This is a genomic window from Mycolicibacterium sp. HS_4_1, from assembly GCF_054515875.1.
Genome location: NZ_CM137261.1, coordinates 5,008,657 through 5,023,267 on the forward strand (window position 1 = coordinate 5,008,657; position 14,611 = coordinate 5,023,267).

Consider the following 14,611-nt stretch of genomic DNA (forward strand, 5'->3'; position numbering starts at 1 on the left):
GCTAGCGTACGAAATACGCGTTCGAGTCGGGGCGGTGCAGTAGATAAACGCCGCCACCGATGAGCACGGCACCGCCGATACCGCACACCGCGTAGCCGAGTGCGGCGGCCGCGCCGTGGTAGTCGGCGAAGAGATTGGTGGTCAGGTACAGGATCGTCGCCGCCGCCCCGCCGGTCAGGATGCTGCGCGCCCACCGGTAGCCCTGCCGCAACAGCACCAGGAACGTCGCCACCAGGACCACGACGATGAACAGCATCAGGCCCGACACCGCGTAGGCGTAGCCCGATACCGCACGCTCGGGCGTCGTCAGCAGGTTGATCACGTAGCCGATCACCGACAGTGGCAGCGCCGCCGTCCACAGCCAGAAACCGGTGACAACGTCCTGCGGCATTTCGTGCGGCTCGGGTCCGGGCCCGTCCGGCCCCGGACCCTGATACGGCGGGTATTGCGGATTCTGGGGATGCTGCGGGTGCTGTGGGTTCACCGCAGCCAGCCCGCGACGTCCGTCGCCCAGTACGTGAGCACGATGTCGGCGCCCGCGCGCCGAATGCTGATGAGCGACTCCAGGACCGAGGCCCGCAGATCGATCCAGCCGTTGGCCGCGGCCGCACTGATCATCGCGTACTCCCCCGAAATCTGGTATGCCGCAACGGGTACCGGCGAAATGTCGGCAGCGGCCCGCACCACGTCCAGATAGCTCATCGCCGGCTTGACCATCACCATGTCAGCACCTTCGGCGAGATCCAGCTCGATCTCCCGCACCGCTTCGCGGGCGTTGCCCGGATCTTGTTGGTAGGTACGACGATCGCCCTGCAAGCTGGAGCCGACGGCCTCACGGAACGGGCCGTAGAACGCCGACGCGAACTTGGCGGCATAGGCCAGGATCGCAACGTCGGTGTGCCCGGCCTGGTCCAGCCCGTCGCGGATCGCCGCGACCTGACCGTCCATCATGCCGCTCGGGCCGACGACCTGCGCACCCGAATCAGCCTGGGCCACCGCAAGTTTGATGTACTGCTCGTTGGTGGCGTCGTTATCGACCCGGCCGTGGACATCGAGCACGCCGCAGTGCCCGTGATCGGTGAACTCGTCCAGGCAGGTGTCGGCCATCAGGACGGTCGCATCCCCGAGGTCCGAATTCAGATCACGCAGAGCCACATTGAGGATGCCGCCGGGGTTGACGCCCTCGGAACCGGTGGCATCTTTGTCCCCGTCACAAGGGACGCCGAACAGCATCAGGCCGCCCACACCGGCCGCCACGGCGTCAGCAGCGGCACGGCGCAGCGACTCGCGCGTGTGCTGGACGACGCCGGGCATCGAAGTGATCGGACGGGGCTCGGCGAGCCCGTCCGCCACGAATATCGGCAGCACCAGATGCCGTGGCTCCAGCGAGGTTTCGGACACCAGACGCCGTAGCGCCGGAGTCGTGCGCAGTCGCCGTGGACGATGCCGAGGAAAGGACATATGACGAAGTTTAGCGACCGCTATCTTCTACGGCTCTTCTTGCGCGGCGGCGGCAAGGCACCCTCGGCGCGCAGCCGGGCGGCGTGCTCGGCCAGCGCCTCGACCAGCGGGCCGACGGCGGCGGTCTCCGGCTGCACGTCCACGCGCAGGCCGAATTCGGCAGCGGTTTCAGCGGTTTTCGGGCCGATGCAGGCGACGATGGTCCGGGCGTGCGGCTTGCCGGCGATGCCGACCAGGTTGCGCACCGTGGAGCTCGAGGTGAAGCAGACGGCGTCGAAACCACCGGTCTTGATCATCTCGCGGGTATGCGCCGGCGGCGGTGCCGCACGAACGGTGCGGTAGGCCGTGACGTCCTCGATCTCCCAGCCCCGCTCACGCAGGCCCTCGGCGAGCGTCTCGGTGGCAATGTCGGCGCGCGGCAGCAGCACCCGGTTCACCGGGTCGAAAATCTCGTCGTAGTCCGGGAATTCGTCCAGCAGACCCAGCGACGACTGCTCACCGGCAGGCACCAGCTCGGGGTTGATACCGAACGCACGCACCTTGTCGGCCGTGGCCTGACCGACGCAGGCGATCTTCACCCCGGAGAACGCGCGGGCGTCCAGACCGAACTCGTTGAACTTCTCCCACACCGCGCGCACGGCGTTGGTGGAGGTGAACACGACCCACTGGAAACGACCGTCGACCAGACCCTTGACCGCACGCTCCATCTGGGCGGGGCTGCGCGGCGGCTCGACCGCGATGGTCGGCACCTCGATGGGCAGGGCGCCGTGGCCCACCAGCCGATCGCTCATCTCGCCGGCCTGGTCCTTGGTGCGCGGCACCAGCACGGTCCAGCCGTACAGCGAGCGGCTCTCCCACCAGTTCAGCTTGGCCCGGTGTGCCACCGTCTTGCCGATGGTGACCACCAGCGGGCCGGCCAGCGGACCGACCGGCTCGGGGCCGACAGGCTTCTCCAGCACGGCCTTGTCCAGCAGCCCGGCCAGCGTGGTCTCGATGGACCGCTGCTGGCAGGTGGTGCCGCCCGCGGTCACGACACACGGGGTGCTGTCCGTGAGGCCGTATTCGATCAGAGTGCGGGCGGCGTCCGGCAGGTGCGACACCGTCGCGTGCAGGATCAGCGGCCCGGGAGCGGCGGCCAGCGCCGCCCAGTCCACGTCGCCGCGGACATCGGCCACGGTGTGCGCCGAGCCGACGGGCAGGCCGGCGTAGGTCGGCACAGCCGTCGACGACGGCAGGCCCGGCACGATCTCGAAGTGCGCCGAAGTCTTGGCCAGGGCGTTCACCTCGGTGATGACAGCGTCGACCGACAGCGGGTCGCCCGCCACCAGACGCACCACGTCAACACCGTGCTTGGCCTCGGCGATCAGCAGCTTGGCCACCTCGGTCGGGTCACCCAGCGCGGGGCGGACGTCGACACCGTGCGGGAACGTCATGGCCGGGGCCACGGCCGGAACCGGAGCGGCAGCGTCGTCGGTTTTGGCATCGGCAGCCGGCTCGGCGTCGGCCGGGTGCGGCCCGGACGTCGGCGGCAGATCGGTGCCGATCAGCGCCAGCACCGCCTCGGGCACATCAGGATCGGTGAAGACCAATGCCGCATGCGCCAAAACGTTGCGCGCACGCGTCGTCAACAGGCCCGGATCACCGGGGCCGGAACCGACAAAGGTGATGCGGCCGGGCTTGTGCTTACGCACTCGGGTCGTCATCTCTCACTCCCGCTCTACAGTCCGCTGATCCAACACGTCACGCGCCCCCAGGTCGAACAACTCCGCGGCCACCGAGAGCCCCAGCTCCCGTGCCCGTTCGGGTGTCCCGATCCCGGACGCCCGGATCACGTCGGATCCGTCCAGCGCCGCCACGCAACCGCGCAGCGACAGCTCTTCGAAGACTCGGCCGTCCTCGTCGATGGACTCGACCACTTCAGCGATCGCACCCACCGGCGCGGAACAACCCGCCTCCAGTTCGGCCAACAGGACTCGTTCGGCGGTGATCGCGGCGCGCGTGTCGGGATGGTCCAGCTTTCCCAGCAGCGTCGCCAGCTCGGTGTCACCCACTCGGCACTCGACCGCGAGGGCGCCCTGCGCCGGCGCTGGCAACATCTGCACCGGCTCGAGGCTCTCGGTGACGACATCGAGCCGTCCGATACGGGCCAGACCCGCTCGGGCGACGACAACAGCGTCGAGATCACCACTACTTACCCTGTTCAACCTGGTATCTAGGTTGCCTCGTAGGGGGCGGATTTCCAAACCGAGACCCAGTGCTCTAAGCTGTGCCGCCCGTCGCGGGCTCGACGTGCCGATCACCGAGCCGGCCGGCAACTCCCCCAGCACCATTCCGTCGCGCGCCACCAAGGCGTCACGCGCATCCTCGCGCGGCGGCACGGCGGCAATGACGAAGCGCTCGTCGGGCGCCGTCGGCAAATCCTTGTACGAGTGCACCGCGACGTCGATGCGGCCGTCGGCCATGGCGTGCCGCAGCTCGGCGGTGAACACGCCGATGCCGATGTCTGCAACGGGCGCCTGCGAGCGGTCACCTTCGGTGCTGATGATGACCAGCTCCGCGGGTTGGCCGAGAGCTATCAGGGCGTCACGGACGGTGCCGGCCTGCGTGGTAGCCAAAAGGCTGCCCCTGGTGCCGATCCGGACAACATTTTCGAGGGTAGTTACCAAGTGCGGTTACTCAGCCTTGTCGTGGTGGGAATGCGGCTCGCCGACCGCCAAATCTGTTGCCGCCAAGGGCAATTCGCCCGCGGACACGGCATCGATGGCCTGCGGGTCGAGCTCGAACAGCTCGCGCAGCGCCTCGGCGTAGCTGTCACCGCCGGGCGCGCTGGCCAACTGCTTGACCCGCACCGTCGGCGCGTGGAGCAACTTGTCCACGACCCGGCGGACCGTCTTCGCGACCTCGTTGCGGTGGACGGCGTCGAGTCCCGGAACCCGGTTGTCGAGCCGCAACAACTCCGCTTCGACGACGTCGGCAGCACGCTGACGCAAGGCCGTGACGGTCGGGGTGACCTCGGCCATCCGCTGGCCGGCCAGGTAACTGGCGACCTCCGCGGCGACCATCGAGCGGGCCGCTTCGGCATCCGAGGCCGCGGCCCGGGCCGACGGTTCCCGCTGGATCCGATCCATGTCGATCACGTGCACGCCGGGCAGGCCAGCAATCGCGCCGTCGACGTCCCGCGGCATGCCCAGGTCGCAGATGACCAACTGGCGATGTTCGGGACGGTTCATCAGTCCGCGGTGCGCATCGGCCAACGACACCACCGGGCGCACGGCGCCAGTACACGCGACGACGACGTCGGCGTTGCCCAGCGCGACGGCGATGTCGTCGAGGGTGTGCGCCGCGGCGTCGACGCCCTGGGCCTTCAGATTCTCGACCATGCGCTCGGCCCTCGGCAGCGAGCGGTTGACCACCTCGACGCGGGCGATCCCGGCGCGCGTCAGATGCGCGGCGGCCAGGGCGCCCATGGAACCGGCGCCGATCACGGCCGCCGTCAGTCCCGTCAGCGACGTCAACTTGGTCTCGGCCATGTCGAGCGCCACCGACACCACCGAGGCGCCCGCGGCGTCAATCCCGGTCTCGGAATGGACGCGCTTGCCGACCGACAGCGCCCGCTGCGACAGCTCGTGCAGGGTGCGGCCGACCGTCTGGTGCGCCTCCGCGGAGGTATAGGCCCGGCGCACCTGGCCCAGCACCTGCGCCTCGCCGATGACGGCCGAGTCCAGGCCGCTGGCCACGGCGAACAGATGCTCGACGGCCGCCTCGGCGTACCGCACGTAGGCGTACTTGGTGAGGTCGTGCAGCGACATACCGGACCGCTCGGAAAGCACCGAACCGATCACCGAGAGCCCGCCGTGGAACGCATCCACCACCGCGTACACCTCGACCCGGTTACAGGTGGACAGCACCATGGCCTCGGTCACCAGAGAGGACTGCAGCAGCAGCTCGATGATCTTGGCCTGTTCGGCCTCGTCGGTGCTGAGCTGCTCGAGCACAGAAACCGGCGCACTGCGGTGCGAAACCCCGAAGAGCAGGACGCTCACGGCCTCATCACCTCGTAGCACCTCCGTAGCGCAGGAAGGTTTCCCGGGCCTCGTCTGGCCGCAGGAACGTATTCAAAGCTAGCCGCTCACCAGCCCGCCAACCAAATTTGCTATACGCCCGCCGGACCCCGGGGCACCGGCTCACCGGCGGCCTGATGGGTCGGTCGGCCAACTGGGTCTAACCAGTCAGGTCGGCTCGCAGCTGCTCCACGTCGACCTCCCAGTAGCTGTGCTCAACATCGTCGAGGAGCACCACAGGCAGCCGATCACCGAACTCGGCGCGCAGCGCGGTGTCCCCGGCTGCGGCCAGGACATCGACATCCGTGCTCGTCAGGACGAATCCGAGCTCGTCGGACAACTCTACGAGCTGAGCCGACGCGCGTTCGCACATGCTGCATCCGGCACGGGTGAGCAACGTCACGCGGTGGCTGTTCCCTGATCGATCCACGCGCATCAGTATGGCGTGACCTGGCCGCATGACCATCAAGCGGCGAGGTACGAGTCGTACGAGTCACCCTGAGGAGTGCGGCCGACGGGCACTAGTGTTGAACCGTGTCCGAATCCAGCCCCGTGACTGCCGACGAGCCCGTGCCCGCCGGTCCTGCCGACGGCCCCGATCAGGAGGCTGTCGACCAGGATTCCGGGGCCGACGAACCCGCCGCCCCGGCGCTCCCACCGCCGCCCGACCTCACCGCGGCCGCGTTCTTCGACGTCGACAACACGCTGGTGCACGGCTCGTCGCTCGTGCACTTCGCCCGCGGCCTGGCCGCCCGCGACTATTTCAAATACTCCGACCTGGCCCGGTTCGCCTACGCGCAGGCCAAGTTCCAGGTGACCGGCAAGGAGAACAGCGACGACGTCGCCGCCGGCCGGCGCAAGGCCCTGTCGTTCATCGAAGGCCGCCAGACCGCGGAACTGGAAGCCCTCGGCGACGAGATCTACGACGAGATCATCGCGGACAAGATCTGGCAGGGCACGCGCGCACTGGCACAGATGCACCTCGACGCCGGCCAGCAGGTCTGGCTCGTCACCGCGACGCCCATGGAGCTGGCCCAGACCATCGCCCGCAAGCTGGGACTGACGGGCGCGCTGGGCACCGTCGCCGAATCGGAAGACGGGGTGTTCACCGGCCGCCTGGTGGGCGACATCCTGCACGGCGTCGGCAAGGCGCACGCGGTGCGGCAGCTGGCCATTCGCGAGGGCCTCAACCTGCGCCGCTGTGCGGCGTACTCGGACAGCTTCAACGACGTGCCGATGCTGTCGCTGGTCGGCACCGCCGTCGCGATCAACCCCGACGCCGCGCTGCGCGACGTCGCCCGTGAGCGCGGCTGGGAAATCCGCGATTTCCGGACCGCCCGCAAGGCCGCGCGCATCGGCGTGCCGTCAGCGCTGGCCCTGGGTGCCGTCGGCGGGGCGCTCGCCGCCATGGCGTCGCGTAAGGGCGACTAGGCGCGACGCCCGCGCACCCCGCCCGCTGTGTGCAGGTCAGCGACTCGAACGCTGATAGGCTCACCCGCCATGGGCATTGCGGACGACATCATCGGGACCCACTTCCGGTATCCGGATTACTTCGAGGTCGGCCGCGAGAAGGTCAAGGAGTTCGCGCAGGCCGTCCAGGACGATCACCCCGCCCATTTCTCTGAAGAAGCGGCCGCCGAGTGCGGTTCGGACACGCTCATCGCGCCGCTGACGTTCATCGCGGTCGCCGGGCGGCGAGTCCAACTCGAGCTGTTCAACCAGTTCGACGTGCCGATCAACCTGCAGCGCGTCCTGCACCGTGACCAGAAGCTGATCTTTCACCGCCCGATCAAGGTCGGCGACCGGCTGTGGTTCGACTCCTACCTGGATTCGGTGATCGAGTCGCACGGCACGGTGATCAGCGAGATCCGAGCCGAGGTCACCGACGACAACGGCGAGCCGGTGATGACCAGCATCGTCACCATGCTCGGCGAGGCTCAGCATGAAGGCGAAGCCAGCGAGGTCAGCGCGCAGATCGCCGCGGCCCGCGACGCCGCCATCGCGAAAATGGTTGCGGCACAAAAGGGTTGACCTCCAGCGCGAGCCGCGCCGGCGGCACCTTCCGCTTCCGGGGGTCTGCACTGCGACACACAAACTGCGCATACGAAAACGTCCCGCTCAGCAACCGCGAGCGGGACGTTTTCGTACGGAATCCGCGGCGTGTTGCGCGCAGACGCGCACGCTCGCGGGGAGTGCTTACAGGAACGTGCCGCGGCGGTTGGCCAGCAGCTGGTACAGCGTCTGCTGAATGGTCGCGCGCACGTGGTCGGTCAGCTCGAAGGTGATCATCGGGTCGTCGGCGGCGGACTCGTCGTAGTCGGCCGTCGAGATGGGCTCACCGAACTGGATGTACCACTTCGACGGCAACGGCAGCAGCCCGATGGGCCCGGCAAGCGGGAACAGCGGTGTCAGCGGGAAGTACGGCAACCCGAGCAGCCGGGCGAGCAGCTTCACGTCGCCGATCTTCGGGTAGATCTCCTCGGAGCCGACGATCGAGCACGGCACGATGGGCGCACCCGAGCGCAGCGCCGCCGAGACGAAGCCACCGCGGCCGAACCGTTGCAGCTTGTACCGGTCCTTGAACGGCTTGCCCAGCCCCTTGTACCCCTCGGGGAACACGGCGGTCAGCTCGCCGGCCTCCAGCAGCCGGTGCGCGTCGGCGGTGCAGGCCATGGTGTGCCCGGCCTTGCGTGCGGCCTGTCCGACCACCGGCAGATCGAAGACGAGGTCGGCGGCCAGCAACCGCAAGTCGCGATGCTTGGGGTGCTTGTCATGCACGGCCACCGACGTCATCAACCCGTCGAAGGGCAATACGCCCGCGTGGTTTGCCACGACCAACGCGGCGCCGTCATCCGGGAGGTTCTCGATGCCCGACACCTCGACGCGGAACCAGGAATTGAAAAGCGTTCGTAGCAAAGGAAGAAACACCGCACTATTGAGGTGCTGATCGAACCCGAATTCGTCGACGACATAATCACCGGTCATCCGCCTGCGAATGAAATCCGCAGCGGAACCGATGCGTTGGGCCAACTCATTGGGTCCGTCGCCTGCCGAGGGGCCGGACGCGGCAAACCGGTGCTGGTCGATCTCCCGGACCACGGCAGCAATCTGGTCAGCCGATGCGCGGGTCCCGGGGTCGGACAGCAGCGACGGATGTCGCAGCGTGGCATCGCGCCTCGACGCACGACGTTGCGCAGAAGCACGTGTCGAATTCGAATGTAGAGGAATGACTTTGGCTTTAGATTCGCCCGCCACGTCAATATCTCCCACCATCAAAAACTTGCGAAATCAGCGTCCCCACCGCTGCGCTGCGGCTACTGCACGACGCTCCATTGAGCCTACCCATCCTGGGTCGATAATGGGCGTCAGCGCGCGGCCTGAAACGTAATCGTCAAAAGCCTCCATGGTCGTCCACTTTGGGGTATAGCCGAGTTCCCTCGTCATCCGTGTGGTGTCCATGACCCGGCCGTAGCGCATGTAGTCGGACTGTTCGCGGTCCAGTTCTACGCCCGCCGTCGCGCGTCGCCACGCATCCAGCACCCACATCGTGGGTCCGGCCAGCGGCAGCGCGATCCGGCCCGAGCGGCGAATGGCCTGACTCATCAGGATGACGCCCGGCGCCCCGATGTTGAAGGTGCCGGCCCGACCCAACAAGGTGGCGCGTTCGAGCGCCCCGAGAGCGTCCTGCTCATGCAGGAGCTGCAACCGGGCGTCGTGCCCGAAGGCCGTCGGCACCAAGGGACCCGCCAGGTACCGCGAGAGCGCGGTGTCCATGGCCGGACCGATCATGTTGGCCAGCCGCAGGATGGTGACCGCGATGTCGGGCCGCCGGCGTGCGAGACCGCGGGCGTAGCCCTCGATGTCGATGCTGTCCCGGGCGAAGCCCTCCCCCGGTGGCCGGCGAGCACTGCTGTCCTCGGTGAACATCACCGGATCGCGCGGGCTGGACCCGTAGATCTCCGACGTCGACTTCAGGATCACCCGACGGACCGAAGGGGCCTTCTGACAGGCCGCGAACAACTGCATCGCGCCCATCACATTGAGCTCTTTGAGCGCCGCGCGACCGGACTGCGGCACGTATGACGCCGCCGCCGCGTGGACGACGGTGTCGACGTTGCCGTTCCGGATGACCTTGGCGATGAAGGGGTTGCGGATGTCCGCGCGGACAAACTCCGCGCGGCCCATGCGCCGCAACATGTCCTTGCTCGGCGTGATCGCGTCAACCGCGATCACGTGCTCGATGAGCTGGTTCTGCGCAAGCCTGGCTGTCAGATAGCCGCCCAGGAACCGGCACGCACCCGTGACCAGCACCACCTTGGGGTGGTGCAGGGTCTCGGGGATGTCCGGGCCGGAATCGCTTCCGCCCGGCGCGGTGGGCCGGCTTCCAGGGCGTCCGTCGGCATCCATTTGGTCAGCCTAATGGGCGTCGACACATGACACAGGCGAGCGTCGCGGTTACTTACCGAGTTTTCTGCGCTGAACCCGGGTGCGACGAAGCAGCTTGCGGTGCTTCTTCTTCGACATGCGCTTACGCCGCTTCTTGATGACTGAACCCATAGACTTTGAAGTCTCCGCTACTAGACGTCGATCCGTGAAGATCGGAGTGAAACCAACCCCGCCACTTTACCCGGCGGGGTTTCCCGCCACGAAAACGCCTGCTGATCGCGCCGCTGGAAGACGTGCACACCGTCCAGATGCCCGGTCCACTCACGCTGGCGGACCCGATGGCTATCGCTACCCATCCAGGCGCACAGCGGTCGTCGACCGAGCACTCCGGTGCCGCCGCATCGCGCGGACGGCTCAGCCAGACGCGCGGCGGCTAACCCGCGTCGTGGTACGAGGACTCGAGCAGGTCGTGCACCGCCTTGGCGTGCACCCGAAATGATCGGCCGACACGCACCGCGGGCAACTCCCCGTTGTGCACCAGCCGGTATACCGTCATCTTGCTCACCCGCATAAGGCTCGCAACCTCGGCAACAGTCAGGAACTGCGTTCGTGGCTGATCGCCACCGTCACGCGCCGACGGCCCGTTCATAGACGTCATCGCAACCCAATCAATCAGGCACGGCCAGCTCCAGCGGCTTCCCCTCCGCTGGCACCAACGCGTGCTTACGAGAAGGAGAATAGCGTGGCCAATGTGGTTATTGCGACGGGTGTGGGGTAATCAATCTGAAATCTTAGAACTACTCAGATGTAATTCTTAGCTGCTCAGACCGGGTTTTTGCGGCTTCCACCGCACTCGCGACGGCGGCCCGCAGCCCACCGCGCTCGAGTTCCCGCAGACCAGCGGCGGTAGTGCCCCCCGGAGAGGTCACAGAGGCGCGCAATTGCGCGGCACTGGTATCCAACGGACCGACCGCGGAAGCTGTTCCCGATTCGGCCATCCGATTAAGCAACATGGCCGCCGAACCGGCCATCGTCTGGGCCGCCAGCTCGGTCGCCACGGCCCGTGGGAGGCCCGCCGCGACACCGGCGTCGACCACGGCTTCGACCATCAGCAAGAAGTACGCAGGACCCGAGCCGGACACCGCGGTCACCGCGTCCATCTGCTTCTCGGGCACCGTCAGCACCGCGCCGACGGCGGAGAAGATATCCGCGACCTCGGCCAGCTGGGCCTCGTTCGCGAAACGGCCCCGCGACAGCGCGGTGATGCCCGCACCGACCAGCATCGGCGTATTCGGCATCGCCCGCACCACCGGCGCACCGGCGGGCAGCTTGGCCTCGTAGAAGGACGTCGGGACGCCCGCAGCCACCGACACCACGACCTGCTCGACGCTGCTGCTGTCGGCGTCAGCGGCCACGACGGCCAGCGCCTCGACGACACCCTCGACGGCGTCGGGCTTGACGGCCACGATCACATAGGCCGCGTTCTCCGCGGCATCAGAGACATCGGTGACCCGAACCGAGTACTTGTCGGCGAGCTGCGCGGCACGTGCCGGATACGCCTCGGCGACCACCAGATCCTTGACCTGCCGACCCGACTGCAACAGCCCCGCCAGCAGGGCCTCTCCGATATTTCCGCCACCGATGATCGCAATTCTCGCCACGGGAGACAGCATGCCAGGACTGCGCAGGGTCAGCGCAGCAGGTGCCGACGCGCGAATTCGAGCGACTCGACGAGCAGCGCCTCCCGCTCGGCGTTGTTGCGTGCCGCCGACGTGGTGACTTCCAGGATCACGTGCCCGGAGAATTCACTGGCGGCGAGCATCTGACAAATCTGTTCCGTCGGCTGGCTGCCGCGTCCCGGCACCAGGTGTTCGTCGGTGGACGCCCCGTTGCCATCGCACAGATGCAGGTGCACCAGCCCCCCGCCCATGCGCCGCGCCATGTCGACGGCGTCCGTGCCGGCCGTGGCCGAATGCGACAGGTCCAGGGTGTAGTGGGCGTGATTGCCGTCCAGCGGGTCGTAGGACGGCGCGAACGCCGAGATCCCGGGGCCCGGGGCCCCGCCGCGCTTGCGCATCCGCTCGATGGACGACTGGCCGGTGCCGAAGAACCGGTCAGTGCGGAAGGGGAACATGTTCTCGACCGCCACCAGCACATCGCCGGATGCTTCGAGTTCGGCGACCTGGTCGGAGAAACCCTCGGCGTAGCGGCGCTGCCACCGGAACGGCGGATGCACGACGACCGTCTGCGCACCCAGCTGCTCAGCGGCCCGCACACTGCGTTCCAGCTTCGGGATGGGGTTGGAGCCCCACACCCGCTGCGAGATCAGCAGACATGGCGCGTGCACCGACAACACAGGCACGCCGTAGCGGGCGGACATGGCGGCAATGGCATTGATGTCCTGGCTCACGGGCTCGGCCCACACCATCAGCTCGACACCGTCGTAGCCCAGGCGGGCGGCGTACTCGAACGCAGCCTCGGTCCGCAATGGATAGACCGACGCGGTGGACAGACCTACCTTGATGGCGGGACGCACAGGCCTCCGGTTCAGGCTGAGTAGAGCAGTGCCAGGGGGCCGAACGTCACCAGACCGCCGACCAGAATCGCGATCAGCGTACTGGCCAGATCATGATCCTTCCGGATCACCCGAATACCGGCGACCAAGCCGAGGATCACCAGCATCGACAGCATCAGCGCCACGATCTGGTTCCAGCGCCACAGCTGATCGAAGGCGAAGAACATGCCGGCGCCGAACGCGACGGCCAGCAGGCTCTGGCCGACCACCCAGGCACCGCGCTTCAGGGCAGACCCGGACTCCTCGTCCTCCTGCTCGGCCTCGGGATGGCCGACGAGCTCCGCCTCGCCGTGATCGGCGACCACGTCCTCCCGGCGGGTGTCCTCGTCGGCGGCGAAGCCACCGAACAGGGCGTCATACCGCTCGCTGCGGCCGCCGCGCGACGTGTCGCGTACCGGTGCCGCATCGAGGGCCTCGGCGGCGGCAGCGACCGCCACGGCATCGGTGTCAGTGTCGTCGACGACATGGAGGGCGCCGCTGTCGAGCTTGGTAACGGGCTCGGCACCTTTGAGCGCGAGCAGATCGTCGTCGATGTCCGCGTCGGCCGGCACGTCCTCATCGACCGGGTCGGGGACCATCTCCTCCGCCCCGCGGACCGGCTTGAACGACCAGCGGAACGCGGGTTTGCGCGACGGAGCCACGAACTCCAGCGGGTCGGCTTCGGCGGCGCGGCGGCGCAGGTGGTCCTCGTAATCGGATTCCGCCTCGGTCGCCACGGGCGCGGGGTCGACGAGGTCGGTGTGCAGCATCTGGTCGTCGACGACGTAGTGGGCCCCGGTGTCGTCGGGCTCCATCTCATCGGCCGCAGACGGCGCCTCGTCCTCGACAGCCGGGGCCGCGTCCGCGGCTGCGGCTTCGGGCTCGGCCGGGGACTCGGGCACCGGCTCGGGCTCGGCAACCGGTTCGGGAGCTGCTACGTCCGCCGTCTGAGCCGGCTCCGCCTGCAGCGTCTCCGGCCGGATGATCGGGATTTCGCCGGTCAGTTCGGCGACGGTCACCGCGTCGCTGTTCCCCCGCCGCCGGCGCCGGCGGCCACCGACCGGCGGCGCACCGATGGTGCCGTTCTTGGCCAGCAGCTCGGCGACCGAGATCGGTCGCGTCGAGGAGAAGTCGTCTGAATCTGTCATCGTGTCTCGCCTTTGGCGGGAGCTAAGCCCGCGAACGTTTCGACCAAGTCGGTTCCATCGGCTTCACTGTCGAGTTTCCGCAGAATGACACCCTCCCGCAACGCCCACGGGCAGATGTCCACGGAGTCCAGCGACAGCGCTCGCATGGTCGCCTCGGCCACCAACGCACCGGCCACGATCTGTGGCGCGCGGTCGGCACTCACCCCTTCCAGCTCGGCTCTGTCGGCCGTGGTCATCCTAGAGATGAAAGATATGAGCTGTCTGAGGCCAGCGGCGGTCAAGGTGCGCTTCACGCGCGGTCCCGCGCCCGACGGCGCCGCACCGGTGAGCCGCGCCAGCGACCGGAACGTCTTCGAGGTCGCCACCGCCAGCTCGGGTGTGCCGGCGGCCAGAACCTTTGTCGCCGGCGTGGACAGCTCGTTGTCCAGCCAGTCGCGCAGCACGGCCACCCGCCGCCGCCCCGGCGGATCCTCCTGCAGCCATTCCCGCGTCAACCGGCCCGCACCCAGCGGCATCGACAGCGCGATGTCGGGCTCTTCGTCGATGCCGCCCGACAGTTCCAGCGATCCCCCACCGATGTCGAGGTTGATGATCCGGCCCGCGCTCCAGCCGTACCAGCGGCGCACCGCGAGGAACGTCAGCCGCGATTCGTCGACCCCGGAAAGAACCTGCAGCTGGACGCCGGTCTCGGCGCGCACCCGGGCCAGGACCGCTTCGGAGTTGGTGGCGTCCCGGACGGCAGATGTGGCGAACGCCATAAATTCCGCGCATCCCGAGCTCGTGGCGATCTTGGCGAACTCGTCGACGGTCGCGACCAGGCTGTCGGCGCCCTTCCGGGTCAGTTTGCCGGTGTCGTCGATGGCCTCGGCCAGGCGCAGCGAGGCCTTGGTCGAACTCATCGGAGTCGGATGCCCGCCGCGACGCGCGTCGACAACCAACAGATGAACGGTATTACTGCCCACGTCGAGGACGCCCAATCGCACGGAAACCACGGTAACGGG

At 67.9% G+C, this 14,611-nt stretch carries 16 protein-coding genes; 2 read left to right on the top strand and 14 right to left on the bottom strand.

The genetic code is table 11. The features are described from left to right. Position 1: 1 nt before the first annotated feature. From ACX12F_RS24250 to ACX12F_RS24275, 6 genes are all read right to left on the bottom strand, one after another. Positions 2–484 carry a hypothetical protein gene (locus tag ACX12F_RS24250; RefSeq protein WP_459366829.1) on the bottom strand — a complete coding sequence of 161 codons (483 nt, stop codon included), beginning with the start codon at positions 482–484 and terminating at the stop codon, positions 2–4. Next, positions 481–1,461, bottom strand: coding sequence for a porphobilinogen synthase (gene hemB / locus ACX12F_RS24255; protein WP_459366830.1), 981 nt, complete (start codon positions 1,459–1,461; stop codon positions 481–483). Before hemB ends, ACX12F_RS24250 begins: the two co-directional genes overlap by 4 nt. A gap of 20 nt (positions 1,462–1,481) precedes the next feature. Then, a complete protein-coding gene (locus tag ACX12F_RS24260) occupies positions 1,482–3,164 on the bottom strand; it encodes a bifunctional uroporphyrinogen-III C-methyltransferase/uroporphyrinogen-III synthase (RefSeq protein ID WP_459366831.1) in 1,683 nt (560 codons plus the stop codon). Between the two features lie 3 nt (positions 3,165–3,167). After that, complete coding sequence (gene hemC, locus ACX12F_RS24265) at positions 3,168–4,127, bottom strand: hydroxymethylbilane synthase (protein ID WP_459366832.1); 960 nt, start codon at positions 4,125–4,127, stop codon at positions 3,168–3,170. A gap of 6 nt (positions 4,128–4,133) precedes the next feature. Beyond that, entirely contained in the window at positions 4,134–5,504 is a 1,371-nt protein-coding gene (locus tag ACX12F_RS24270) for a glutamyl-tRNA reductase (RefSeq protein ID WP_459366833.1), read from the bottom strand. Between the two features lie 178 nt (positions 5,505–5,682). Continuing rightward, complete coding sequence (locus tag ACX12F_RS24275; protein WP_459370488.1) at positions 5,683–5,895, bottom strand: glutaredoxin family protein; 213 nt, start codon at positions 5,893–5,895, stop codon at positions 5,683–5,685. Between the two features lie 179 nt (positions 5,896–6,074). Between ACX12F_RS24275 and ACX12F_RS24280 the strand changes: the two genes are divergently transcribed. Beyond that, a complete protein-coding gene (locus ACX12F_RS24280; protein WP_459370489.1) occupies positions 6,075–6,953 on the top strand; it encodes an HAD family hydrolase in 879 nt (292 codons plus the stop codon). Positions 6,954–7,022: 69 nt separating this feature from the next. Next, positions 7,023–7,553 carry an FAS1-like dehydratase domain-containing protein gene (locus ACX12F_RS24285; RefSeq protein ID WP_459366834.1) on the top strand — a complete coding sequence of 177 codons (531 nt, stop codon included), beginning with the start codon at positions 7,023–7,025 and terminating at the stop codon, positions 7,551–7,553. Positions 7,554–7,718: 165 nt separating this feature from the next. On the opposite strand, the gene ACX12F_RS24290 is transcribed toward ACX12F_RS24285, so the two are convergent. From ACX12F_RS24290 to ACX12F_RS24325, 8 genes are all read right to left on the bottom strand, one after another. Then, complete coding sequence (locus ACX12F_RS24290; RefSeq protein ID WP_459366835.1) at positions 7,719–8,777, bottom strand: lysophospholipid acyltransferase family protein; 1,059 nt, start codon at positions 8,775–8,777, stop codon at positions 7,719–7,721. 33 nt (positions 8,778–8,810) lie between these two features. Further along, on the bottom strand, positions 8,811–9,929 hold the full coding sequence (locus tag ACX12F_RS24295; protein WP_459366836.1) for an SDR family oxidoreductase: 1,119 nt from the start codon (positions 9,927–9,929) through the stop codon (positions 8,811–8,813). 48 nt (positions 9,930–9,977) lie between these two features. Next, entirely contained in the window at positions 9,978–10,079 is a 102-nt protein-coding gene (locus ACX12F_RS24300; RefSeq protein ID WP_003402602.1) for a 30S ribosomal protein bS22, read from the bottom strand. 262 nt (positions 10,080–10,341) lie between these two features. Further along, positions 10,342–10,566, bottom strand: coding sequence for a cell division/environmental response transcriptional regulator (locus ACX12F_RS24305; protein ID WP_029105159.1), 225 nt, complete (start codon positions 10,564–10,566; stop codon positions 10,342–10,344). Positions 10,567–10,705: 139 nt separating this feature from the next. Continuing rightward, positions 10,706–11,569, bottom strand: a complete 864-nt coding sequence (gene proC / locus ACX12F_RS24310; protein ID WP_459366837.1) for a pyrroline-5-carboxylate reductase — start codon at positions 11,567–11,569, stop codon at positions 10,706–10,708. A 29-nt stretch (positions 11,570–11,598) separates the two neighbouring features. After that, complete coding sequence (locus ACX12F_RS24315; protein ID WP_459366838.1) at positions 11,599–12,444, bottom strand: sugar phosphate isomerase/epimerase family protein; 846 nt, start codon at positions 12,442–12,444, stop codon at positions 11,599–11,601. 11 nt (positions 12,445–12,455) lie between these two features. After that, a complete protein-coding gene (locus ACX12F_RS24320; protein WP_459366839.1) occupies positions 12,456–13,610 on the bottom strand; it encodes an Rv0497 family membrane protein in 1,155 nt (384 codons plus the stop codon). After that, positions 13,607–14,593 (bottom strand): Ppx/GppA family phosphatase, encoded by a 987-nt coding sequence (locus ACX12F_RS24325; RefSeq protein ID WP_459366840.1) that lies wholly within the window; start codon positions 14,591–14,593, stop codon positions 13,607–13,609. The genes ACX12F_RS24320 and ACX12F_RS24325 overlap by 4 nt, the downstream gene beginning before the upstream one ends. Positions 14,594–14,611: the final 18 nt, after the last annotated feature.